The sequence below is a fragment of the Nocardioides sp. HB32 genome, assembly GCF_054058995.1.
The window spans coordinates 1,225,282-1,249,083 of record NZ_JBSSBS010000001.1; the positions used below are offsets into that span (position 1 = coordinate 1,225,282).

The following is a 23,802-nucleotide window of genomic DNA, read 5'->3' on the forward strand; positions in this document are numbered from 1 at the left end:
TGGGGTCTCGATACGCCCGCTCGTTCCTCACGGGCTACTCGACCACCGAAAAGGACACTGACGTGGCAGGCAACTCGCAGCGCAAGGGCGCGATCCGCAAGAGCAGCAAGGGCAACCCGACCGCGGGGTCGGGGGGCCGGGTGCGTCGCGGGCTCGAGGGCAAGGGCCCGACGCCCAAGGCCAAGGACCGGGAGTACCACCAGGCGCACAAGTCGGCGAAGCGCGCGGAGAAGTCCGCGGCCCGCAGGCCGAAGCGCAAGTCGGGCACGGAGGCCGAGTGGGTGGCGGGGCGCAACTCCGTCATCGAGGCGCTGCGGGCCGGCGTGCCGGTGACCGGCGTGTACGTCGCCGAGGGTGCCGAGCGCGACGCCCGGCTGCGGGAGGCCTTCGGCATCGTCGCCGACCGCGGCCTCAGCCTGATGGAGGTCACCCGCAACGAGCTCGACCGGATGACCAGCGGTGCGGTGCACCAGGGCCTGGCCGCGCGGATCCCGGCGTACGAATACGCCCACCCCGACGACCTGCTCGAGGCGGCCGCCGCGAACGGCGAGCCGCCGCTGATCGTCGCGCTCGACTCGGTCACCGACCCGCGCAACCTGGGCGCCATCGTCCGCAGCGCCTCGGGCTTCGGCGCCCACGGGGTGCTGATCCCCGAGCGCCGCTCGGCCGGCATGACCGCCTCCGCCTGGAAGACCAGCGCCGGCGCCGCCGTCCGGACGCCGGTGGCGCAGACGGTGAACCTGGTCCGCCAGCTCAAGGCGTACCAGGACGCCGGCCTGATGGTGGTCGGCCTGGCCGCGGACGGCGACGTCAGCCTTCCCGACCTCGATCTCGGCGACGGACCGCTCGTGGTCGTCGTCGGCTCCGAGGGCAACGGCCTGGGCCGCCTGGTCAGCGAGACCTGCGACCAGCTCGTCTCGATCCCGATGGCCTCGTCGCTGGAGTCGCTGAACGCCGGCGTCGCCGCGTCCATCGCCCTCTACGCGATCGCCGAGGCGCGCCGCTAGTGGGGACGCGGCAGCGGACCCACTGATGGTGGTCGAGCGAGCCGCGGGACCGAGCTCGCGAGGTCGCGACCGGCGTGTCGAGACCCGCCGACAGGTCGCTCACGGGCTGTCCCTGGTCGGGGTCTGGTTCGGCTGCGCCGTGCTGGCCGCGCTGCTGCTGTTCCTCACCACCAGCCGGACGACGGTCGTGGCCAGCCACGACGCCGTGATCACGCCGGACCTCAGCGGCTCGGCGGTGCTGCACACCGGGCCGGTCGTGCCGGACGTGCGCGTCGACAGCGGCAGCCCGGTCGGCGTCGACATCCGGCTGGGCAAGACCGACGCCGCCTCGGTCGACGACCTGGTGCACCGCTACGCGCTGCTGGCCAGCCAGCCCGAGGGCCAAGTCGAGAAGGTCACCGACGTCGTGCGGGGCATGGCCGTCGATGCGCTGATCCGCGGCGCGGGGATCGGCCTGGTCCCGGTCGCGGTCTGGGTGCTCGTGGGTCCGGTACGCCGACGTCAGCTGGCCGCCCGGGTGGGGCTGCCGCAGGCGATGCTCGCGCTGGTGGTCGCCGTGCTGCTGGCCCTCGCGCTGTGGCAGCCCTGGTCCGGTGGCGAGGACCCCGTCGAGGCGGGGGAGGACTGGGAGCCGCTGACGGCGTTCCTCGGACCCGCCGTACCGCTCCCGGACGGCCTCGAGGGCGTCGAGGTGCGCGGCGACGTCACCACCGCCTCGACGCAGCGTCTGATCGAGAGCGCGATCGACACCTACGACACCAGCAAGACCTTCTACGCCGACGCCGCCGAGCGCGCCGTGGACCTGCCGCTGCGCGACCCGCGGGAGGGCGACACGGTCGTCGCGTTCGTCTCGGACCGGCACGACAACATCGGCATGGACCAGGTCGCGCGCGCGATCGCCGACGCCGGCGGCGCCACCGCCGTGTTCGACGGCGGTGACGACACCTCCTCCGGCAAGAGCTGGGAGGCGTTCTCGCTCGACTCGGTGAGCGCCGCGTTCGACGGGCTCGACCGCTGGGGTGTCGCGGGCAACCACGACCACGGCGACTTCGTGCACGAGTACCTCGCCGAGCACGACTGGACCATGCTCGACGGCGACGTGGTGCCCGGTCCGGCCGGTACGACGCTGCTCGGCGTGGACGACCCGCGCTCCAGCGGCCTCGGCAACTGGCGCGACGAGACCGGCCTGACCTTCTCCGAGGTCGCGGACCGGATCGCCGACGCCGCCTGCGACTCCGACGTGCGGGTGACGACGATCCTGGTCCACGACGCGGACCTCGGCGCGCCGGCGCTGGAGCGTGGCTGCGCCGACCTGGTGCTCGCCGGCCACACCCACGTGCGCGCCGGGCCGGACCGGGTGGAGGGCCCGGACGGCGAGGTCGGCTACACATACACGACCGGGACCGCGGGCGGCGCGGCGTACGCCATCGCGCTCGGCAGCAAGCCCCGGCGGCCCGCCGACATCAGCCTCGTGACCTACCGCGACGGCCGGCCGGCCGGCATCCAGTGGGTCACGCTCCAGACCGACGGCACCTACCAGACGGGGAGCTGGGTGCCGCTCACCTATCCGGAGGGATAGCCAGATCGGCGCTCCCGGGGTGGCGAGCGTCACCTCTCCGCGCCCGCGTCGTTGGTCCAGAACTGATACGTGTTCTAGATCTGTGTGGAGGGCCCCGTGGTCCCGTTCTCCCGCGCCGCCGTGGCGTCCGTCGGCGTGCTCGTCGCGCTCTCGCTCGCCGCCTGCGGCTCGCAGCTCGATCCTGACACCGTCGCCCAGGTGAACGGCACGACCGTCAACTCCGACGGCCAGGTCGTCGGCGCCGACGGGTCGACCGCCACCGGGCCGGACGGGTCGGTCCCCGGCTCGACCGGGGGCGGTGGGACGACCGCCACCGGCGGCGGGTCGACGACCACCACGGGCGGCGGCTCCGGGGGCGGCACCGAGGGCACCGGCGACAACGCGGCGACCGGCAGCACCAGGGCCGGCTCGTGCAACGGGTTCAAGAACCAGACCGGCATCACGGACAAGACGATCACGATCGGCAACAGCTCGGACGTGTCGGGGCCGGTGCCGGGCCTCTTCGAGGCGAGCCAGGACGCGGTCAAGGCGTACGTCGCGTACTTCAACGCCACCAGCGACATCTGCGGCCGCAAGCTCGAGCTCAAGGCGTACGACAGCCGCACCGACGCCGCGGCCGACCAGCAGAACTACACCAAGGCCTGCGACGAGACGTTCGCCGTGGTCGGGTCGATGTCGGCGTTCGACTCCGGCGGCGCGAGCACCGCGCAGGGCTGCGGCCTGCCCGACATCCGGTCGGCCTCGGTCACCGCGGACCGTCAGGCGTGCACCACCTGCTTCGGTGCCCAGTCCACGATGGCGAACGAGTTCCAGAACGCCGTCCCGGACTACGTGATCAAGAACCACCCGGACGCCGCGGCGCACGCCGCGATGCTCTACATCAACGCGGGCGCCGCCGCCGAGAACGGCAAGACCCAGGTCGCCGCGATGAACAAGCGCGGCATGCACTTCGACTACGTCCAGGGCATCGACATCTCGGAGTTCAACTACTCGCCGTACGTCCAGCAGATGAAGGACAAGGGCATCGAGTACGTCCAGATGATCGGCGCCACGGCACAGTTCGTGCGGCTCGCCCAGGCGATGCAGCAGCAGGGCTTCAAGCCCGAGGTCTTCATGCTCGACCCGACCGCGTACACCACCGACTTCGTGAAGAGCGGCGGCGACGCGGTCGAGGGCACGACGCTGTTCATCAACTTCACGCCGTTCGAGGAGGCCTCGAGCAACAAGGAGCTCCAGCTGTACATGAGCTGGCTCCAGCAGGTGAAGCCCGGCGCCGAGCCGAGCTTCTTCGGGCTCTTCTCCTGGTCGGCCGCCCGGCTGTTCGTCGAGCGGGCCGCCGCCCTCGGCGGCAAGCTGACGCGCGCGAGCCTGGTCTCCGACCTCCGCAAGGTCGACGACTGGACCGCGAACGGCATGCACTCGCCCCAGCACGTCGGCCCGCACCACACCGGCGAGTGCTGGCGGTTCATCCAGCTCGAGCACGGCCGCTGGGTGCCGGTCGGCGGCACCAAGTACACCTGCAGCGGTACGACGAGCAGCTGAGGCCTAGACACTGTGAACCGCCGGACTGTGCTCCGCGTCACCTCGCCCCCCACCGGTCGTTGGAACGGCAGAAAACGTCAGCGCTCGGGGAGGGAAACCGATGCGTAGCCTGCTCCGGATCGTCGCCGCCGCGGCCCTGTGCGTTGCGTTCGCGGCGTGCGGCTCGCAGCTCGACCCGAGCACGGTCGCGAGCGCTACCGGCGGGCAGGCGGTCGGCGGTGCGGGCACCGCGGCGGGTGGCTCCGACGGCGGGACGTCGCCGGGCGGCTCCGTCCCCGGCTCCACCGCCGGGGGCGGCACGAGCACGACCGGAGGCGGGAGCACCGGCGGCGGCTCCGACGCACCGGCCGGCGGCACCCAGGGCACCGGCGACAACGCCGCGACGGGCAGCACCAGGGCCGGCTCCTGCAACGGCTTCAAGAACCAGACCGGCATCACCGACAAGACGATCACGATCGCGAACGTCGCCGACATCTCCGGGCCGGTCCCGGGCATCTTCGAGTCCGCCCAGCAGGCGACCCGCGCGTACGCCGCGTACTTCAACTCGACCAGCGACATCTGCGGTCGCAAGCTCGACGTGGAGCTGCTCGACAGCCGGGCGGACGCCGGCGCGGACCAGCAGGCCTACACCAAGGCCTGCGACGACGCGTTCGCCGCGGTGGGGTCGATGTCGGCCTTCGACTCCGGCGGTGCGGGCCCGGCGCAGTCCTGCGGGCTCCCGGACATCCGCTCCACCACGACCACCCCCGAGCGCCGCGACTGCTCGACCTGCTTCGCCGCCCAGGCCGTCGACCCGGGCCTGGTGAACGGCGCGATGCCGCGGTACTTCCTGTCGAAGATGAAGGACGCGACGCAGCACGCGGCGCTGCTCTACATCAACGCCGGCGCCGCGGCGGTGAACGCCGCCTTCTTCCGCAACGCCTACAACCGGGCGGGGTGGAAGGTCGACTACTACCAGGGCATCGACGTCTCGGAGTTCAACTACGCGCCGTACGTCCAGCAGATGAAGGACAAGGGCATCAAGCTGGTCGTCTACATCGGCCCGTACCAGAACACCGTGAAGCTCCTGGACGCCATGCAGCAGCAGGGCCTCGACCTCGACGCGTTCGTCCAGGACGCCACCATCTACGACCAGAACTTCGTCGACCAGGCCGGCGACAACGGCAACGGCGTCTACACCTGGTCGACGACGAAGATGTTCGACGACTACAGCGTCAAGGAGATGCAGCTCTACCGCGCGTGGCTGCAGCAGGTGAAGCCCGGCGCGGTGCCGAACTACTACGGCCTCTACGCCTGGTCCGCCGCTCGCCTGTTCGTCGAGCAGGCCGTGGCGCTGGGCGGCAAGCTCACCCGTGCAGCGCTGGTGAGCGCGCTCAGCAAGGTCAAGAACTGGACCGGCAACGGGCTGCACGTGCCCCAGCAGGTCGGCCAGAAGACCACCGCCAACTGTGGCTCCGTGTTCCAGCTGAACGACGGCAAGTGGAGCCAGGTCTCCCCGGCCGGCTTCCAGTGCGGCCCGCTCCTGAACGGGAACTAGACGATGTCCACGATCCTCTCCTTCACCATCCTCGGCCTCTTCACGGGCGCGGCGTACGCCATCGCGGCCAGCGGACTGGTGCTGACCTACACGACGACCCGCGTGTTCAACATCGCGCACGGCGCGTTCGGCATGGTCATGGCCTTCACGTTCTGGGACTTCAGCCAGCGGCAGGGGATGCCGACCTGGCTCGCGCTGATCCTGGTCCTGGGTGTGGTCGCGCCGGGCATCGGCTGGTTCGTGCAGCGGTTCGTCACGCGGGGCCTCGGTGAGGGCCCGGTCAGCGTCTCGCTGGTGGTCACCGTCGGCCTGTTCGTCGGCCTGATCGGCGTCGCCCAGTACATCTGGCCGCCGGCGCCGCGGACGCTCCCGCCGTTCCTGCCCGACAAGGGCGTCCAGATCGGCAGCACCTACGTCACCGCCCACCAGATCATCACGATCGTGCTCTCGGCCGTGGTCGCGGCGCTGCTCTACCTGCTGCTCAACCGCACCCGCATCGGCACGGCCATGCGGGCCTCGGTCGACAACCCGGTCCTGCTCCAGCTGTTCGGCGGCAAGCCCGACCGGGTGGCGTCGCTGTCCTGGGCGATCGGCATCTCGCTCGCCGCGCTCGCCGGGATCCTGCTCACCCCGGTGATCGGGCTGTCGTACTTCGACCTGACGCTGCTCGTCATCAACGCGTACGCCGCGGCGATGCTCGGCCGGCTCAAGAGCCTGCCGCTGACGTTCGTGGGCGCGATGGGCCTCGGCGTGCTCCAGTCCTTCGCGGTCGCGTACCTGCCCAGCCAGGGCAACCTGGCCGGTCTGCGGGCGGTCGTGCCCGCGCTGTTCCTCTTCGTCGTGATCATCCTGATGCCGCAGGCGCAGCTGCGGATCGGCCAGGTCAAGGGCATCGTGTCCGCGCCGCTGCCGTCCTTCCCCAGGTCGATCGGCTGGGGGATCGCGCTGATCGCCCTCGTCGCGTTCCTCACCGTCGCGATGTCCGACGCCAACCTGCTGCTGGTCGGCACCGCCGCGACGTACGCGATGGTGATGCTCTCGCTGGTGCTGCTCACCGGGTTCGGCGGCCATGTGTCGCTCGCGCAGTTCACCTTCGCGGGTGTCGGGGCCCTCGCCTACGCCAAGCTCGACGAGCCCAACCTGTACGGCCTGTTCCTGTCCGCGCTCATCGCCGCGATCGTCGGCGCGCTGGTCGCGCTGCCGGTGCTGCGGCTGACCGGCCTCTACCTCGCGCTGTCGACGCTGGCGTTCGGCGTGCTCATGGACAAGATGGTGTTCCAGGCGGACTTCGCGTTCGGCTACAACGGCACCCTCAAGGCCGACCGGCTCTCGGTGCTCGGCCGGTCCTTCGACTCCCTCGGCGGCTACGTGCTGGTGATGGCGACGTTCTTCGTGCTGATGGCGCTGTTCCTGCTGCTCCTGCGCCGCGGCCCGCTCGGGCGGGTGCTGATCGCGATGCGCGACAGCCCGGCCGCGTGCGGGACGCTCGGGCTGGACATGCGCTGGTTCCGGGTCGCGCTCTTCGGCCTCTCCGCCGGCATGGCGGGCCTGGCCGGCGGGCTCTTCGCCGGCCTGCGAGGGACCATCGGCGCCGCCGACTTCCAGCTGTTCAACAGCCTCCCGCTGCTGCTGCTCGCCGTGGTCTGCGGCGTGACCTCCGTGACCGGCGCGGCGCTCGGTGGCGTCGGACTGATGCTGCTGCCGGTGCTGCAGAGCAGCCGGCCCGAGCTGGCCGGGCTGGTGTTCGCGGTGCTCGGCTTCGGCGCCGTGGCCCTCGGCCGCGACCCGAACGGCCTCGCCAACCAGCTGTTCACCGTCGGCCGGCTGCTGGACCGCAGGTTCGGCGACCGGGTGCGCGCGGTCGTGCCCGTGCTGCCGCTCCCGCGCGGCCGGGCCGACGACGGTGCCGAGAACGCCGTGCCGCTCAACGAGATCACGATCCGGGGGGACGTCTCCGCGGGCCTCCCCGAGGACAGCACGACGGACAGCACGGCGGACAGCACGAAGGACGAGGAGGTGGGCGCGCATGTCGCTGCTCGAGGTTGACGACGTCGTCGTCCAGTTCGGCGGGGTGACGGCGGTCGACCACGCCGCCTTCACCGCCGAGGCGGGCCGGATCACCGGCCTGATCGGCCCCAACGGCGCGGGCAAGACCACCTGCTTCAACGTGATCAGTGGGCTCCAGAAGCCCAACCACGGCACGGTCCGCTTCGACGGCCGCAGCATCACCCGGCTGCCGGTGCACCGCCGTGCCCGCCGGGGGATGGGCCGCACCTTCCAGCGCCTCGAGGCGTTCGGCTCGCTCACCGTCCGCGACAACGTCCGGGTCGCCCGCGACATCGCCCGCGGGATCGGCGGCCTGGTCCGCCCGGCCCAGGCGGACGTCGACGGCCTGCTCGAGCAGGTCGGCATCGCGGCGTACGCCGACGAGCGCGCCGACTCGATCCCCACCGGCACCGCCCGGCTGCTGGAGCTCGCGCGCTGCCTGGCCAGCGAGCCGAAGCTGCTGCTCCTCGACGAGCCGTCGTCCGGCCTCGACGAGTCCGAGACCGACGCGTTCGGCGAGCTGCTCGCCCAGCTCGCCGCCGAGGGTCGCGGGATCCTGATGGTGGAGCACGACATGGACCTGGTGATGTCGGTCTGCGACGACATCCACGTCCTCGACTTCGGCCGGGTGATCGCCTCCGGGCCGCCGGGCGAGGTCCGTGCGAACCCCCAGGTGCAGCAGGCCTACCTCGGCTACTCCGACGCCGAGCCCGCTGCCGAGCCGTCCGACCTCACCCAGGAGCTGGAGGTCGTGCGATGACCGTCCCCATCCTCGAGATCGTCGACCTGCACGCGGCGTACGGCCGCATCGAGGTGCTCCGCGGTGTCGACCTCAAGGTCCCGAAGGGCGCCGTGATGGCGCTCCTCGGCCCGAACGGCGGCGGCAAGAGCACCCTGGTCAAGGTCGTCAGCGGGCAGAAGAAGGCGACGTCCGGCGACATCCACCTCGGCGGCGTGCACGTGCAGGGTGCGGCACCGGAGGAGCTGGCCCGGCTCGGGCTGTGCACGGTCCCGGAGGGCCGGTCGGTGTTCCCGAACCTCACCGTCGAGGAGAACCTCACGCTGATGTCGTACGCCGGCGTCGCGATCGACGCGGTCCTCGAGACGGCGTACTCCTACTTCCCGCGGCTGCACCAGCGCCGCCACCAGCTCGCGGGCACCATGTCGGGCGGCGAGCAGCAGATGCTCGCGATGTCGCGGGCGCTCGCCTCCGACCCGGCGCTGCTGCTGCTCGACGAGCTGTCGATGGGCCTCGCGCCGCTGATCGTCGACGAGCTGTACGAGACCGTCGCGCAGATCGCGCAGAGCGGCGTCTCGATCCTGTGCATCGAGCAGTTCGCGCGCACGGCGCTGCGGGTCTCGGACTACGCGGCGGTGATGACCGGCGGCCGGATCGTGGCCACCGGTGAGCCCACGGAGATTCTCGACACGATGTCCGACGTCATCCTCGGAGGCGCAGCATGAAGCGGATCCTCATCCCCATCTCGGCCGCAGCGCTCGCCGGCATCGTTCTGCCGGTGTCGGCGGGCGCGCCCGCGGCGTCCGCTGCGGACCAGGCCTTCGGGTACAGCTCGGTCGCGATGGCGAGCCCGGTGAAGATGGAGTTCTACGAGCCCACCATCCCGATCCCGGCGAACCCGCAGTTCGAGGTCGAGATGGGCTACACCAAGGTCGAGGCCGACTCCGGCAGCTCGGCGGGCCGGGCCAGCTGGCTGTGGCCGGGCGACCCGGTCGGCGAGGGCGCGAAGACGTTCGGCGAGCAGCTCAACCTGCCGCCGCAGCTGTTCGAGAACGGCTACCCGGTGCAGGTGAACTCGGGACAGCCCTCCGGCGAGCAGCAGCAGGCCGACGAGCCGTTCCCCGGTGCCGTGATGCGCACCAGCGCGAGCGACACCAGGACGATCGCCCAGGCAGGGTTCTCCCCCGACGGCCAGGTGCAGGACGGCGGGGGCAAGGACGGTGGGAACGGGAGTGGGGGCGAAGGTACGCCCGGCGCCCCCACTCTTCCCGGTCTCCCCGGGGTCCCGTCGGCCGGCGACCTGCTCCAGCAGTTCGGCGCCGCCATCACCGGCGGGTCCAGCGCCTCGGCCGACGCGCCGGCGGACGACCCGGCGCCCACGACCCCCGGCGTACCGCCGGAGCTCGCCGCGCTGGTCGACCTCGAGGGCTACACCTCGTCCAGCCAGAACGTCGTCCAGGAGGGCAAGGTCACCACGGTCTCCCGAGCGGCGCTCGGCGACGTCGCCCTGCTCGGCGGACTGGTCACGCTCGACGGCATCGTCGCCACGAGCACCAGCGGCAGCGACGGGTCCGCGAACACCGCGTCCGGGCGGTCGGTGCTCGGCGGCATGACGGTCGCCGGCCAGGAGTTCTCCTTCGGGCCGTCCGGCTACAGCGCCGGTCCGCAGCACGGGGACGCGCCGGCGATCCCGGACCAGGCGGCCGCCGCGCTGGCGCAGCTGGGCCTGAAGCTGGTGCTCCCGAAGCCCGAGCTGCACAAGAAGGGCGACACGGCCAGCAGCACGATCTCCGCGCTGCAGATCCAGATCGACACCTCCACGCTGATGAAGCAGCTGCACCAGCTGCCGATCGACGACCTGATCAACCAGCTGCCCAACGACCCCAAGGAGCTCAAGAGCACGCTCCAGGCGATCTCCGGACTGTCCCCGCGGGTCGTGATCACGCTGGCCACCGCGACGACCCAGGTCGAGACCGTGGACGGGATCACCATTCCGACCACCGTGCCGGACAACGACCCGGGCACGACCGGCAACGCCGGCGGCGGCGCGTCGTCCGGCCCGACCTCCGCGGGCGGCGGCACCCCGTCCGGCACCGCGCCCGGACCGGCCTCGGGTGGGGACACGCCCGCGGCCGACGGCGACCTGCCGCCCAGCCAGCTCACCGGCTCCGGGCTGCCCCCGCTCTACTCGATCCCCGGCGCGATCCTGATGGGGGGCATCGCGCTCGCCGCCGTCGGCGGCACCTGGCTCCGCAGGATCGGCGTGATCGCCCTCGGTGGCGCCGGCTCCTGCCCGCACGGCCTCGACAGCGGCCTGCCCGACCTCCGAAAGGCCTGACCGATGACCACCATGAACATGACGACCCCGGTCGCCTCCTCCGACGCCGAACGGCTCTCGGTCGGGCTCCCGCGGGCCGGGAGCCGCACCGGCTCCGCGTCCGGCGCCGCGCCGCTGAAGGACAACCACTGGCAGCTGCTGCAGCTGGTGCTGTTCTGGGCGGGCGCGATCCTGCTGCCCCTGGGCCTCGTGGTGATCGTGCTGGGCTGGTACGGCGCGGCCAACACGCCGTACCAGTACGACCAGCTGTCCTACCTGGTCTCCGGCGGCCTGCTCGGCCTCGGCCTCACCTTCACCGGCGGGTTCCTGTACTTCGGTGCGTGGCTCGCCCGGCTGGCGGCCGACGCCAAGGAGTCGCAGCGCCGGCTCGCGGACACCCTCCTGCTCCTCGCGGACGTCACCTCGCGCTCGGCGAACCTGCGCGACGACGGCGTCGACGTCTCGGCCCTGCCGGTGACCGCCGGCGACGGCACCACCATGCACCGCCGCGACTGCGCGCTGATCGCGCACCGCGCCGACCTGCACCCGGTGGGGGAGAGCAACGGGCACCTGACGCCCTGCCGGGTCTGCCGTCCCTGACGCCGACCCGGCGCAGTCTCAGCTGAGACTGCGCCGGGTCGGCGTCACTCGTCGGCGGCGAGCTGCTCCTCGGGCTTCTCCATGAGGTACCGGTCGATGTAGTCGCGGGCGGTCTCGAAGATGCCGACCTCGTGGCCGGCCTGCTCGGAGAGGTACCAGCGGTGCACGAGGATCTCGTGGAAGATCTCGGCCGGCTCGAGCTTGCCGCGGGCCTCGGGCGGCACCAGGTCGATGACCGGCTCGTAGATCTCGGTGAGCCAGCGGTTCGCGACCAGGCTGCGGTCCTCGCGGCCGAGGTCGAAGTGCGCGGTGAACGACGCGATGTCGTTGAGCAGCCGCTGCGCCTGCGCGTCCTCGACGTTCAGCCCCGTCAGCGCCTGCAGCTCGCGGCGGTGGTGGCCCTCCTCGACCACCTTCGGCTGGATCCGGATCTGCTCGCCGTCCCAGTCGGTGACGATGTCGAGCTCGTCGACGTCGAAGCCGAGCTCGTTGAGGCGGGCGACCCGCTGCTCGATCCGCCACATCTCGTGGGGGGAGAACTGCTCGGCCGCGGTCAACTCGTCCCACAGTGCCTGGTAGCGGTCCTCGAGCAGGGCCACCACGTCGTGGGCCGGCACCTCGTGGGGCAGTGAGTCACTGGCCTGCAGGTCGAGCAGCTCGGCGAAGACGTTCTCGGTCGCGACGGTCAGGTCGTACTCGCGCAGCTGTCGGGACAGGCTCGTCTTGAGCTCCCCGGTCTCCGCGTCCACGAGGTACGCCGCGAAGCCGCCGGCGTTGCGGCGGAACAGCACGTTCGAGAGCGACACGTCGCCCCAGTAGAAGTCGGCGAGGTGCAACCGGACCAGCAGCACCACCATCGCGTCGACCAGGGCCGGCAGGCTGTCGGCGCTGAGGCCGTGGGCGAAGAGGCTGCGGTACGGCAGCGAGAACTGCAGGTGCTGGGTCAGCAGCGCGGACGGCAGCTCCTCGCCGTGCGCGTCGAGCCGGCCGGTCACGACGCCCTGCGGGTGCACGGCCGGCAGCCCGATCCGCTGGAGGTCGCGCAGCGTCCGGTACTCCCGGAACGCCATCTCCTCGGTGGTCTCCTTGACCGCGTACGTCGCGTCGCCGAGCCGGACGATCCGCACCACGTGCCGCGACAGGCCGCGCGGCAGCTGCACGACGTGCTCGGTCCACTGGTCCAGCGGCAGCGACCACGGCAGGGTCAGCAGCGCCGGGTCGGCACGGTTCGCGACGATCCGCATGCCGCTCAGGCTAGAGCCTCCAGAACGACACCGCCGGTCCGTCGGTGGCCGGGACCGTGACCACGCCGTCGCGCTCGGCCAGGTCCCCGTCGGCGCCGGTCGTCAGCAGCAGCGTGCCGCCTGCGAAGCCGAGCGGACCCGCCGGCAGGTCCACGGCGGGCGCGGCCGAGCGGCGCGCGGCGACCAGGACGGACCCGGACGGGTGCTCGCGAGCGAACACCAGCACGTCGTCGCCGACGTGCGCCCAGCGCAGCCCGCCGCGGCGCAGCGCCGGCTGCTCGTGACGCAGCCGCGCGAGCCCGGCGTACGTCGCGAGCGTGGCGTCGTCCCACGCCTCGGGGTGCGCCCACGGGAACGGCCGGCGCGCGTCCTCGCCGGTCACGCCCTCGAGCCCGATCTCGTCACCGGCGAACAGCATCGGCACGCCCGGCAGCGCGAACTGCAGCCCGGCCGCGACCCGGTGCGCGGCCCCGGAGCCGGTGAGGGTGCGGATCCGCGCGCTGTCGTGGGAGCCGAGGATGTTCCAGGACGCGGTCGTCGCCCGCCAGCCGTACCGGCCCTGCCACTCGCGCAGGCCGCGGACCACGGCCGGGCCGTCGCGCCGTGGCACGGGCACGGGCCGCCCGAACGGCCTCGCCGGCGAGCCCGGGTCGCGCAGCCACGACCACACCGGCCAGGAGAACCCGGAGTAGTTCATGGTCGCGTGCCAGCCGTCGCCGTCGAGGTCGGCCGAGGCGTCGTGGTTGTGCTCACCGATCACGAACGCGTCCGCGCGCTCCGCCTCCGCGGTCCGGCGGACCAGCCGCGCGACCTCGTGGTTGATGTCGACCGCACCGAGCCGGCCGGTCATGTTCGCGACGTCGATGCGCCAGCCGTCGAGGTCGAACGGCGGCCGCAGCCACCGCGCCACCACGGACCCCGGCCCGTCGACCATCGCGGCACGCAGCGCCGGATCGGCGTGGTTGAGCTTGGGGAGCGTGGCGTACCCCATCCAGCACTCGTAGGAGCCGTCGGGCAGGAAGTGGTAGAAGGACCGCGTCGGGGCCCCGGGCACGTCCCGGGCCGCGACGAACCACTCGTGGGTGTCGCCGGTGTGGTTGGTGGTGAGGTCGCCGAGGATCCGCCAGCCGCGGTCGTGCACGGCGGCCGCGAGCCGGGCGTACGCCGCGTCGCCACCGAGCCACGGGTCGATCTCGTCGAAGGTGGAGGCGTTGTAGCGGTGGTTGCTCTCGCCGGGGAAGACCGGCGTCGTGTAGACGACCGTCACCCCGAGCCGGGCGAGGTGGTCGAGGTGCTCGGTGATCCCGTCCAGGTCACCGCCGAAGTACTGGACCGCCGTGCGCGGGTCGGAGAGCTCGAACACCACCTCGTCGTCCCAGCCGGCCGCCTCGGCCCACGGCGGGACCTCGCGCTCGCCCGCGGCCGCCGAGCGCGCGAACCGGTCCGGGAACACCTGGTAGACCACCGCGTCCCGCGCCCAGTCCGGCGGCGGGCGGTGCGAGCTGAGCCGGAAGTCGAACGCGTCCGGTGGGTCGTGCTCCACCACGCCGGCACCGGTCAGCCAGCGCTGCCGGCCCGGCCCGTCGGTCGCCGACGTCGCCAGCAGGAAGCGGTAGTGGGTGACGGGGTTGTGGACCGGCAGCCGGGCCTCCCACCAGACCGTGTGCTCGTCGCGGGACGACTCGACGCACGGGTGGTACGTCGGCTCCGCGTCGTACGACGTGCGCACCCACACGCGGTCCACAGGGTCGGCGGCGCTCGTGCGCAGCCGGACCAGCACCTCCGCACCGGGCGCGGGCGCGTCGTCGGGGACGTACAGCGGCGAGCCGTCGTGGTGCGGCTCGTGCAGGAGCGTCACCGGCGAGCGCCCCTGGGCTCCAGGAAGACGGGGCCCGGCCCGTACGCCGCCATCTCGTCACCGGGGTTGCTGAGCGCGCACGTCTTGAGGCTCAGGCAGCCGCAGCCGATGCAGCTGTCGAGCCGGTCGCGGAGCCGCTGGATCCGCTCGATCTGCTCGTCGAGGCGCGGCCGCCAGGCCTGGCTGAGCCGGCTCCAGTCCGCCTTGGTCGGCGTCCGCCCGTCCGGGAGCGTGGCCAGCGCCTCGCCGATCTCCTCGAGGGAGAGGCCGACGCGCTGCGCCGTCCGGATGAACGCGATCCGCCGCAGCGTGGACTGCTCGTAGCGGCGCTGGTTGCCGGTGGTGCGCACCGAGGAGATCAGCCCCCTGGACTCGTAGAACCGGATGGCCGAGGTCGCCACCCCGGCGCGCTCGGCGAGGTGCCCGATGGTCAGCTGCGTCATGCGTTCCACCCTGACGGAACTTCAACCATCGTTCAAGTTCCCAAATAGAACCTGTTCTAGTACCGTCCCGTCCGTGCAGCTCACCGACGGCGACCGCATCCGCGGCCTGCTCGCGACGTACTGCCGGCTCATCGACGCCGGTGACTTCGCGGGCGTCGGGGTCCTGATGGCCGACGCCGTGCTGAGGACCGAGGACGGCACGACGATCGCCACGGGTGCCGCCGAGGTCGAGCGGCTGTACGCCGGCCTGGTCAGGCTCCACGACGACGGGACCCCCGGCACCCAGCACGTCGTCGCGAACACCACCTTCGACGAGCCGGCCGCGGACGGCACCGTGACGGTGACGTCGACGTACCTGGTGTTCCAGGCGCTGCCCGACGTGCCGCTCCAGCCAATCATCACCGGCACCTACGTCGACACCTTCATCGGCGGCGAGCGCGGCTGGAAGTTCCTGGAGCGCCGCTTCGGCATCGGTCGCTCCGGCCACCTCGACCACCACCTCACCATCACCCTCTGAAGGGGCTCGCATGAACCAGCCTGGCAACCGCGTCGTCGTCATCACCGGGGCCGCCTCCGGCATCGGCCGCGCCACCGCGGAGCTGTTCCGCGACCTCGGGGACACCGTGTTCGGTCTGGACATCAACGACACCGTCCCGGACGGCGTGACCTACGTGCCCTGCAACGTCGGCGACCGGGCCGCGGTCGACGCCGCGATCGAGACCTGCGCGGTGCACGGCCGCATCGACGTGCTGGCGAACGTGGCCGGCATCGTCCAGTTCGGCCGGATCGAGACCGTGACCGAGGAGGAGTGGGACCGCGTGCACGCGGTCGACCTCAAGGGCCCGTTCTTCCTCATCCAGGCGGCGCTGCCGCACATCCGTGCCGGCGGCGGCAACATCGTGAACGTCTCGTCGGTCGCCGGCAACGTCGCCCAGCCGTACGCCACGGCGTACGCCGCCGCCAAGGGCGGGCTCACGCAGCTCACCAAGGCGCTCGCCCTGGAGCTGTCACCCGAGGGCATCCGCGTGAACGCGATCTGCCCCGGCACGGTGGACACCCCGATCGTCGAGCAGGTGTTCCACAAGCTCACCGACGACCTCGACACCCGGGTCGCGGACCGGCTGATGATGATGCTCCCCGGCGGCGCCATCACGCCGGCGGAGATCGGCGAGACCATCGTCTGGCTGGCGTCGCCGGCCGCGCGGATGGTCACCGGCGCGATCATCGCCCACGACGGCGGGATGAGCTGAGCGTCTCCTAGGATGTGCGCGCTGCCGGTGTAGCTCAGTTGGTAGAGCGCGTCTCTTGTAAAGACGATGTCGCGGGTTCGATTCCTGTCACCGGCTCTCGTCCCGACCCGAAGGTGCGTGGGCGGTCGTCCCAGGCTGCCTCCTCGGTGACCACGCCACGGCTCCTCTTCCTCGTCGGTCTCGCCCGCTCGGGGACGACGGCGCTGCTGCACGTGCTGAACGCGCACCCCGAGGTCGTCATCGGGATGGAGCGGTACAAGCGCGTCGTGAGCGGAGGCTGTCGCCCGAGCCGGCTCTGGCAGTCGTCCAGCGGGCCGTACGGCTAGCGAAGCCGCCGCACCTCGAACGTCGCCGGCGGGTCGGCGATCGCGTCCTGCGCCGCGACCAGCTGGATCTCGCGGGTGCCGGCCGCGATGGTCTGCTCGAGGACGGCGAAGACGGTGCCGGCGACCCGCGCGAGCGCGGTCGGGGCGGAGCCGGTGCTGCGCAGGTGCGCGAGGTAGAGCGCGGCGGTCACGTCGCCGCAGCCGTTCGGGGTGATCGGGAGCAGCGGCGTCTCGACGGCCCAGGCGCCGTCGCCGGACACCGCGACCATGTCCAGCCTCCCGTCCGGCACGTCGCCGTGGATGACGCTGGTGACCAGCACGTCACGCGGGCCGCGGTCGCGGACCTCGTCGACGGCGATCAGGATGTCCGGCAGGGTCGAGGTCGAGCGGCCGGCGAGGAAGTCGAGCTCGAAGTGGTTCGGCGTGAGGATGTCCGCCTGCGGTACGACGGTGTCGCGCATGAACTCCGGGATGCCCGGCCGCACGAACATGCCGCGGCCGACGTCGCCCATCACCGGGTCGCAGCAGTAGACGGCGTCCGGGTTCAGCTCCTTCACCCGCGCCACGGCGTCCAGGATGACGCCTCCGACGGCCGGGTCGCCCTGGTACCCGGACAGCACCGCGTCCGCCTCGCCCAGCACGCCCCGGTCGTCGATCCCGGCGATCACCTCGCGCACGTCCTCGGGGGCCAGCAGCGGGCCGCGCCAGGCGCCGTACCCGGTGTGGTTGGAGAAGTGCACGGTGAGGACCGGCCAGACCTCGTGACCCAGCCGCTGGAGCGGGAAGACCGCGGCGGAGTTGCCGACGTGGCCGTACGCCACCGAGGACTGGATCGACAGGATCTTCACCGGTGCATCCTCTCGCGCTGGAGAACTAGAACTTGTTACAGTATGGCGATCCGCACATTCTCTCGGTATGTGAAGCAGAGGTAGCACGTGGCGAAGAAGTCGTCGTACCGCAACGAGGCCGACTACGTCGTGGTCGGATCGGGGAGCTCCGGAGCCACGATCGCGGGCCGGCTCGCGCAGTCCGGGGCGAGCGTGATCGTGCTCGAGGCCGGCAAGAGCGACCAGCAGTACCTCGTGAAGAAGCCCGGGATGATCGGCCCCATGCACGCCGAGCCGAAGCTCAAGGCGCGCGTGGACTGGGGCCTCTACTCCACCCCGCAGAAGCACATGCTGGACCGGAGGATGCCGGTGCCGCGCGGCAAGGTGGTCGGCGGCTCGAGCTCCATCAACGGCATGGTCTATGTGCGTGGCAACCGTGCGAACTACGACTCCTGGGCGGCCGAGGGCAACACCGGCTGGTCGGCGGACGAGGTCAACGCGGCGTACCGCCGGATGGAGGACTTCGAGGACGGCGCGAACGACTACCGCGGCGCCGGCGGCCCGATCAAGGTGACCCGCAACGGGATCCCGCAGGAGGGCTCGCTGCAGTTCCTCGAGGCGACGTCGCAGGCACTCGGCGTGCCCGTGCTCGACGACTACAACGCCGCCTCGCAGGAGGGCGTCAGCCGGATGCAGCAGAACGCCGCGCGCGGCTTGCGCTACTCGGCGTCCCGCGGGTACCTCCACCACCTCGACGTGCCGACGCTGGAGCTGCAGACCGAGGTGCTGGTCCGCAAGGTCGTCATCGATAACGGCCGCGCGACCGGCGTCGAGGTCACCGACAAGGACGGCTCGCAGCGCACCGTCCGCGCCGGTAGGGAGGTCATCCTCTCGGCGGGCTTCGTGGGCTCCGCGCAGCTGCTGATGCTGTCCGGCATCGGACCCGCGCAGCACCTGCGCGACCACGGCATCGACGTGCTCGGCGACCTGCCCGTGGGCGACAACCTCCACGACCACCTGTTCCACGCGCTGACCTTCCACGTCACGTCGACGAAGATGCGCGGCACCCCGGCGTACTTCGCCAAGGGGGTGCTGATGGAGACGTTGCGGCCCGGGCGGACCTTCCTCGCGAACTCGGTCTTCGAGTCCGTCGCGTTCCTGCGCACGTCGCAGGCCAACGGCGTACCGGACCTCCAGCTGCACCTCCTGCCGTGGGCCTACGTCTCGCCCAACCAGGACGAGCCGATCCGCCACGACGTCGACAAGCGGACGGCGCTCACGGTGCTGGCCACGCTGATCTACCCCAGGAGCCGCGGCACCGTGCGGCTCGCGTCCGCGGACCCGACGGCGTCGCCGCTGATCGACTTCCAGTACCTCTCCGACCCGGCCGACCTCGAGGTGCTCGCGGAGGGCTCCGAGATGGCCCGCGAGATCTTCGCGAGCCCGGCGTTCAAGGGCGCGGTCAAGGAGGAGATCCACCCGGGCGCCGCGCTCCAGGGCCAGGACCTGCGGGACGCGATCCTCAACCGGGCCACGTCGGTCTACCACGGCGTCGGCACCTGCCGGATGGGCGTGGACGAGCTCGCGGTCGTCACGCCGGACCTCCGGGTCCGTGGCGTCGAGGGCCTGCGGGTCTGCGACGCGTCGATCATGCCGTCGATCACCGGCGGCAACACCAACGCGCCCGCCATCATGATCGGTGAGCGCGGCGCCGACCTCGTGCTCGGCCGTATCTCATCCAAGGGGCACTAGGACATGACACTGCAACGACCCGCCACCCTGACCGACTCGTTCCTCCAGGGCCTGGTCGCCCGCGTGCCGTCGACCAGCGGGGGCTCGTGGAAGCTGACCGAGGTCTACACCGGTGACCTCCTCGTCGAGCTGCCGCAGTCGACGCCCGCTGACATCGAGCAGGCGTTCGCGACCGCGCGGGCGGCGCAGGCCGAGTGGGCGGCGCGCCCGCTCAAGGAGCGGCTGGCGGTCTTCAAGCGCGCGCACACCCTGTTCCTCGACAACGCGCAGACCACCACCGACCTGATCCAGGCCGAGAGCGGCAAGAACCGCCGGATGGCGATCGAGGAGACCTGCGACCCGGTGATGGTGATGAGCCACTACCTCAAGCGGGCGCCCAAGCTGCTCGCGCCGGTCAAGCGGGGCGGGCCGGTGCCGCTGCTGTCGACGTCCACCGAGATCCGCCAGCCCAAGGGCGTCGTCGGCATCATCGCGCCCTGGAACTTCCCGTTCGCGACCGGCATCTCCGACTCCATCTCGGCGCTGATGGCCGGCAACGCGATCGTGCTCAAGCCGGACAACAAGACCGCGTTGTCGCCGTTGTACGGCGTGCAGATGCTCGAGCAGGCCGGCCTGCCGCAAGGTCTCTTCCAGGTCGTGTGCGGCGAAGGCCCGGACGTCGGCCCGACGCTGATCGACAACGCGAACTACGTGATGTTCACCGGCTCGACCGCGACCGGCCGGGTGATCGGCGAGCGGGCCGGGCGCAACCTGATCGGCTGCTGCCTCGAGCTGGGCGGCAAGAACCCGATGATCGTGCTCGACGACGCGAACCTCGACGAGGTCGTCCACGGCGCGATCTTCGGTGCGTTCGGCAACACCGGGCAGATCTGCATGCACATCGAGCGGATGTACCTGCCCGAGTCGCGGTACGCCGAGTTCCGCGACCGCTTCGTCGCGGCCACGGAGGCGCTGACGATCGGCGCGGCGTACGACTTCGGTCCGGACATGGGCTCGCTGGTCTCGCCCGACCACATGGAGCGCGTGAAGTCGCACGTCGATGACGCGGTCGCCAAGGGCGCCACGGTGCTCACCGGCGGCAGGCCGCGGCCCGACCTCGGCCCGGCGTTCTTCGAGCCGACGATCCTGGAGGGCGTCACGAAGGACATGCTCGCGGGCGTCACCGAGACCTTCGGCCCGGTCGTCGCGCTGCACTCCTACCGGACCGTCGACGAGGCGGTCACGCTCGCGAACGACACCGAGTACGGCCTCAACGCCTCGGTCTGGGGCGGCGACGTGAGCACCGCCTGCCAGGTCGGCCGGCGGATCGAGTCCGGCAACGTCAACGTCAACGACATCCTCGCGACCGCGTTCGCCTCCAAGGGCACGCCGTCCGGCGGCGTGAAGCAGTCCGGCGTCGGCGCGCGGCACGGTGACCAGGGCCTGCTCAAGTACACCGACGTCCAGAACCTCGCCGTGCTGAAGAAGCAGGTGATGGGCGCGAAGCCCGGCCAGGACTACGACAAGTACGTCAAGGGGATGCTCGGCGGGCTGCGGATGATGCGGAAGACCGGCATCCGCTGACCGTCGTACGTTGGGGGCATGTCGCTGCCCCGGCCGTACCCGCCCGACACCTACCACGGCGAGGGCGGTGAGGTCTCGGCGTGGCTGCGTCGTGACGACGAGCCGCCCGAGATCACCTACCGCGGCGGCGGGACGTGCGAGTACCTCGCCACCGGCGGACAGACCGCGGGCCGCTTCGGGCTCTACCGCTGGACCTTCGGCGCCGCCGAGACCGGGCCGGACCCGCACTTCCACCGGGCCATCTCCGAGCAGTTCTACGTGCTCTCCGGCGAGGTGCGGCTGTACGACGGGCGCGAGTGGGTCACCGCGCGCAGCGGCGACTTCCTCTACGTGCCCGAGGGCGGGCTGCACGGGTTCCGCGGCAGTGGCGGGGCGTCGATGCTGCTGATGTTCGCGCCGGGCGGCCCGCGCGAGGACTACTTCGAGACCCTCGCGAGGGGCGAGCAGATGACCGAGGAGCAGCGGGCGGAATTCATGCTCCGCCACGACACGTACTGGGTGTGACACCGCGACGTACTGTCGCTGCCGTGGAGATGACCTACCGCCCGCTGGGCAGCTCGGGACTCATGGTGAGCGCGGTCGGTGTCGGCTGCAACGCGTTCGGGCGGCGCGTCGACCTGGCCGGCGTGCGCGGCATCCTGGCCGCGGCGCGCGACGTCGGCGTGACGCTGCTCGACACGGCGGACATCTACGGCGATCCGGCCGGCGCCAGCGAGGAGCTGCTCGGTGAGGCGCTGCAGGGGCAGCGCGACGACTTCGTGGTCGCGACCAAGTTCGGCATGGACATGCGTGGCGCGAACGGTGCCGACTTCGGCGCGCGCGCCTCGCGCCGCTACGTACGCCGTGCGGTCGAGGCGTCCCTGCGGCGGCTGAGGACCGACCACATCGACCTCTACCAGCTGCACGAGCCCGACGGCGTGACGCCGATCGAGGAGACGCTGTCCGCGCTCACCGACCTGGTCCGCGAGGGCAAGGTCCGGTACGTCGGCTGCTCGAACTTCGCCGGCTGGCAGGTCGCCGACGCCGCCTGGACGGCCCGCTCCGCCGGCCTCGAGGCGTTCGTCTCGGTGCAGAACCGCTACTCGCTGCTCGACCGCACGGTCGAGGCGGAGGTCGTGCCGGCCGCGACCCAGTTCGGCCTCGGCCTGCTGCCGTTCTTCCCGCTGGAGTACGGCCTGCTGACGGGCAAGTACAAGCGCGGCGCCGATGCGCCGGCGGGATCGCGCGCCGCGCTCGACCCGGCCCGGTCTTCGTGGCTGAGGAACGCCGACTGGGACCGCATCGAGGCCTTCGAGAAGTACGCCGCGGCGCGCGACCTCACCCCGCTCGACGTGGCCGTCGCCGGCCTCGCCGCCCAACCCGCGGTCGCCTCGGTGATCTCGGGTGCGACCTCGGGCGACCAGGTCCGCGCGAACGCCGCGGCGCTGCGCTGGCGGCCCTCCGAGGACGACCTGGTCGAGCTCGACGCGGTCACCGCGCGCTGAACTTGTCCGGGGAAACCCGACGGACACGCCGATGGTGCCCGGCGTGTCGGTCGGGTTTCTCCGGTCAGCCGGTGAAACCCGACGTGTCAGGCAACCTGCAGCGAGCGCTTCGACAGCCCCATCCAGAACCCGTCGATGACCTGGAGGCCGGGGGACTCGGGGTCGGTGGCGGCGCCGAGGGTGACGAAGAGCGGCGTGTAGTGCTCGACGGTCGGGTGGGCGTACGGCATGCCGGGCGCCTCGGTGCGGTAGCGGGCGAGCGCGTCGACGTCGCCGCGCGCCAGGGCCTCGCCGGCCCACGCGTCGAAGTCGGTGGACCAGCCCGGCGCGGCCGCGTCGATGCGCCACTCGGTCAGGAAGGGGAGGCCGTGGGTGAGGAAGCCGGATCCGATGATCAGCACGCCCTCGTCCCGCAGCGGCCGGAGCCGCTCGCCGAGTGCCAGCAGCCGGACCGGGTCCTGGGTGGGCAGCGACAGCTGCAGCACCGGGACGTCGGCCTCGGGGTACATGATCCGCAGGGGCACCCACGCGCCGTGGTCGAGGCCGCGGCTGGCGTGCTGGTGCACCGGCTCGGTCGCCGGCATCATCGCGGCCACGCGGGCGGCGAGCGCGGACGCGTCCGGCGTCTCGTAGGTCATCCGGTAGTACTTCTCGTCGAAGCCGCCGAAGTCGTAGACCAGGGGCGCGCCGCTCGCGGAGAGCATCACCGGCGCGGACTCCCAGTGCGCGCTGACGATCAGGATGGCCTTCGGGCGCGGCAGGTCCTGCGCCCAGGCCGCGAGCTGGCCGGACCAGATCGGGTCGTCGAGGAGCGGCGGCGCACCGTGGCCGATGTAGAGGGCAGGCATCCGGTCGGTCATGTTCACCTCAACTGGTTGTATCTTCAACTGTATTCCCCTGTGGCGCCGGGACCAGACCCCCAGTCCAGCCCGGGTGCCAGGCGTTGCGGCACCCGCGCAGCCGGAACGCGCGAAGGTCCCGCTGGTCAGGCCGCCGGGATCCGCCAGTCCACCGGCTCGCCGCCCTGCTGCTCGAGCAGCGCGTTCACCTGGCTGAACGGCCGGGAGCCGAAGAAGCCGCGGTACGCCGACAGGGGCGACGGGTGCGGGGACTCGACCACCGGGACCGCGCCGAGCATCGGCCTGAGGTTGCGGGCGTCGCTGCCCCACAGGATCGCAACGCACGCGCCGCCGCGGTGTACCAGCGCCTCGATCGCGCACTGGGTGATCGGCTCCCAGCCCTTGCCGCGGTGCGCGGCCGACTTGTGCGGCTGCACGGTCAGTGCTCGGTTGAGCAGCATCACGCCCTGGTCGGCCCACGCGGTCAGGTCGCCGTGCGGCGGTGGCTCGATGCCGAGGTCGGACCGCAGCTCGGTGTAGATGTTGACCAGGCTCGGCGGCAGCGGCCGCACGTGGGCGTCGACGGCGAAGGACAGGCCGATCGGGTGGCCCGGGTTGGGGTACGGGTCCTGCCCGACGACGAGCACGCGGACCTCGGACAGCGGCCGCTGGAACGCCCGGAAGACCCGGTCGCCGGCGGGCTGGTAGCCCCGGCCCGCGGCGTTCTCCTCCCGCAGGAACCGGCCCATCGCGCCGATCCGGTCGTCCACCGGCGCCAGGGCCTCGGCCCAGTCCGGCGCCATCAGCCCCTTGTCGACGAGTCCCGCGAGTGCGCCGCCCATGCCGGGA

General features: G+C 71.9%; 22 protein-coding genes and 1 tRNA gene. 17 read left to right on the forward strand and 6 right to left on the reverse strand.

The features are described 5' to 3' along the window. The first annotated feature begins 62 nt into the window (after positions 1-62). From rlmB to ACVW2K_RS06270, 9 genes are all read left to right on the forward strand, one after another. On the forward strand, positions 63-1,007 hold the full coding sequence (gene rlmB / locus ACVW2K_RS06230; RefSeq protein ID WP_457201930.1) for a 23S rRNA (guanosine(2251)-2'-O)-methyltransferase RlmB: 945 nt from the start codon (positions 63-65) through the stop codon (positions 1,005-1,007). Positions 1,008-1,032: 25 nt separating this feature from the next. Next, positions 1,033-2,586 (forward strand): metallophosphoesterase, encoded by a 1,554-nt coding sequence (locus ACVW2K_RS06235; RefSeq protein WP_457201931.1) that lies wholly within the window; start codon positions 1,033-1,035, stop codon positions 2,584-2,586. Positions 2,587-2,682: 96 nt separating this feature from the next. After that, positions 2,683-4,128 carry an ABC transporter substrate-binding protein gene (locus ACVW2K_RS06240; protein ID WP_028636513.1) on the forward strand — a complete coding sequence of 482 codons (1,446 nt, stop codon included), beginning with the start codon at positions 2,683-2,685 and terminating at the stop codon, positions 4,126-4,128. Between the two features lie 100 nt (positions 4,129-4,228). After that, on the forward strand, positions 4,229-5,665 hold the full coding sequence (locus ACVW2K_RS06245) for an ABC transporter substrate-binding protein (protein WP_457201932.1): 1,437 nt from the start codon (positions 4,229-4,231) through the stop codon (positions 5,663-5,665). Between the two features lie 3 nt (positions 5,666-5,668). After that, a complete protein-coding gene (locus tag ACVW2K_RS06250; protein WP_457201933.1) occupies positions 5,669-7,711 on the forward strand; it encodes a branched-chain amino acid ABC transporter permease in 2,043 nt (680 codons plus the stop codon). Further along, the gene (locus ACVW2K_RS06255) at positions 7,692-8,471 is read left to right on the forward strand and encodes an ABC transporter ATP-binding protein (RefSeq protein WP_028636511.1); all 780 of its coding nucleotides are present in this window, start codon (positions 7,692-7,694) and stop codon (positions 8,469-8,471) included. Before ACVW2K_RS06250 ends, ACVW2K_RS06255 begins: the two co-directional genes overlap by 20 nt. After that, positions 8,468-9,175 (forward strand): ABC transporter ATP-binding protein, encoded by a 708-nt coding sequence (locus tag ACVW2K_RS06260; RefSeq protein WP_028636510.1) that lies wholly within the window; start codon positions 8,468-8,470, stop codon positions 9,173-9,175. Before ACVW2K_RS06255 ends, ACVW2K_RS06260 begins: the two co-directional genes overlap by 4 nt. Beyond that, positions 9,172-10,788, forward strand: coding sequence for a choice-of-anchor P family protein (locus ACVW2K_RS06265; protein ID WP_457201934.1), 1,617 nt, complete (start codon positions 9,172-9,174; stop codon positions 10,786-10,788). The genes ACVW2K_RS06260 and ACVW2K_RS06265 overlap by 4 nt, the downstream gene beginning before the upstream one ends. Positions 10,789-10,791: 3 nt before the next feature. Continuing rightward, entirely contained in the window at positions 10,792-11,367 is a 576-nt protein-coding gene (locus ACVW2K_RS06270; RefSeq protein WP_457201935.1) for a hypothetical protein, read from the forward strand. Between the two features lie 44 nt (positions 11,368-11,411). On the opposite strand, the gene ACVW2K_RS06275 is transcribed toward ACVW2K_RS06270, so the two are convergent. Genes ACVW2K_RS06275 through soxR form a run of 3 tightly spaced genes read right to left on the reverse strand, consistent with a single transcriptional unit; the run spans position 11,412 to position 14,912 of the window. Beyond that, a complete protein-coding gene (locus ACVW2K_RS06275; protein WP_036569550.1) occupies positions 11,412-12,611 on the reverse strand; it encodes a DUF4032 domain-containing protein in 1,200 nt (399 codons plus the stop codon). A gap of 10 nt (positions 12,612-12,621) precedes the next feature. Next, complete coding sequence (locus ACVW2K_RS06280; RefSeq protein ID WP_457201936.1) at positions 12,622-14,469, reverse strand: alpha-amylase family glycosyl hydrolase; 1,848 nt, start codon at positions 14,467-14,469, stop codon at positions 12,622-12,624. After that, positions 14,466-14,912 carry a redox-sensitive transcriptional activator SoxR gene (soxR, locus tag ACVW2K_RS06285; RefSeq protein ID WP_457201937.1) on the reverse strand — a complete coding sequence of 149 codons (447 nt, stop codon included), beginning with the start codon at positions 14,910-14,912 and terminating at the stop codon, positions 14,466-14,468. Before soxR ends, ACVW2K_RS06280 begins: the two co-directional genes overlap by 4 nt. A gap of 73 nt (positions 14,913-14,985) precedes the next feature. Between soxR and ACVW2K_RS06290 the strand changes: the two genes are divergently transcribed. The 4 genes from ACVW2K_RS06290 to ACVW2K_RS06305 all read left to right on the forward strand — a co-directional run bounded on the left by ACVW2K_RS06290 (position 14,986) and on the right by ACVW2K_RS06305 (position 16,488). Beyond that, complete coding sequence (locus ACVW2K_RS06290) at positions 14,986-15,429, forward strand: nuclear transport factor 2 family protein (RefSeq protein ID WP_457201938.1); 444 nt, start codon at positions 14,986-14,988, stop codon at positions 15,427-15,429. 10 nt (positions 15,430-15,439) lie between these two features. Next, a complete protein-coding gene (locus ACVW2K_RS06295) occupies positions 15,440-16,162 on the forward strand; it encodes an SDR family NAD(P)-dependent oxidoreductase (RefSeq protein WP_028636503.1) in 723 nt (240 codons plus the stop codon). A 23-nt stretch (positions 16,163-16,185) separates the two neighbouring features. Further along, positions 16,186-16,258, forward strand: a tRNA-Thr gene (locus ACVW2K_RS06300). Between the two features lie 50 nt (positions 16,259-16,308). Then, positions 16,309-16,488: a sulfotransferase gene (locus ACVW2K_RS06305; RefSeq protein ID WP_457201939.1), complete on the forward strand. Its 180-nt coding sequence runs from the start codon at positions 16,309-16,311 to the stop codon at positions 16,486-16,488. Here the strand turns inward: ACVW2K_RS06305 and pdxY are convergent. Continuing rightward, on the reverse strand, positions 16,485-17,336 hold the full coding sequence (gene pdxY / locus ACVW2K_RS06310; protein WP_457201940.1) for a pyridoxal kinase PdxY: 852 nt from the start codon (positions 17,334-17,336) through the stop codon (positions 16,485-16,487). The genes ACVW2K_RS06305 and pdxY overlap by 4 nt on opposite strands. 87 nt (positions 17,337-17,423) lie before the next feature. Here pdxY and ACVW2K_RS06315 point away from each other — a divergent pair, with 87 nt between their 5' ends. The 4 genes from ACVW2K_RS06315 to ACVW2K_RS06330 are packed head-to-tail and all read left to right on the forward strand — an operon-like array spanning position 17,424 to position 22,114. After that, positions 17,424-19,067, forward strand: coding sequence for a GMC family oxidoreductase (locus ACVW2K_RS06315; RefSeq protein WP_457201941.1), 1,644 nt, complete (start codon positions 17,424-17,426; stop codon positions 19,065-19,067). Between the two features lie 3 nt (positions 19,068-19,070). Next, positions 19,071-20,630: a succinic semialdehyde dehydrogenase gene (locus ACVW2K_RS06320; protein WP_457201942.1), complete on the forward strand. Its 1,560-nt coding sequence runs from the start codon at positions 19,071-19,073 to the stop codon at positions 20,628-20,630. An 18-nt stretch (positions 20,631-20,648) separates the two neighbouring features. Beyond that, positions 20,649-21,134 carry a cupin domain-containing protein gene (locus ACVW2K_RS06325; protein ID WP_457201943.1) on the forward strand — a complete coding sequence of 162 codons (486 nt, stop codon included), beginning with the start codon at positions 20,649-20,651 and terminating at the stop codon, positions 21,132-21,134. 29 nt (positions 21,135-21,163) lie between these two features. Beyond that, positions 21,164-22,114 carry an aldo/keto reductase gene (locus tag ACVW2K_RS06330; protein WP_457204051.1) on the forward strand — a complete coding sequence of 317 codons (951 nt, stop codon included), beginning with the start codon at positions 21,164-21,166 and terminating at the stop codon, positions 22,112-22,114. 86 nt (positions 22,115-22,200) lie between these two features. Here ACVW2K_RS06330 and ACVW2K_RS06335 read toward each other — a convergent pair whose 3' ends face one another. Both ACVW2K_RS06335 and ACVW2K_RS06340 read right to left on the reverse strand, forming a co-directional pair. Next, on the reverse strand, positions 22,201-22,974 hold the full coding sequence (locus tag ACVW2K_RS06335; RefSeq protein WP_457201944.1) for a dioxygenase family protein: 774 nt from the start codon (positions 22,972-22,974) through the stop codon (positions 22,201-22,203). Between the two features lie 125 nt (positions 22,975-23,099). Beyond that, a complete protein-coding gene (locus ACVW2K_RS06340; RefSeq protein ID WP_457201945.1) occupies positions 23,100-23,795 on the reverse strand; it encodes a uracil-DNA glycosylase in 696 nt (231 codons plus the stop codon). Positions 23,796-23,802 lie beyond the last annotated feature (7 nt).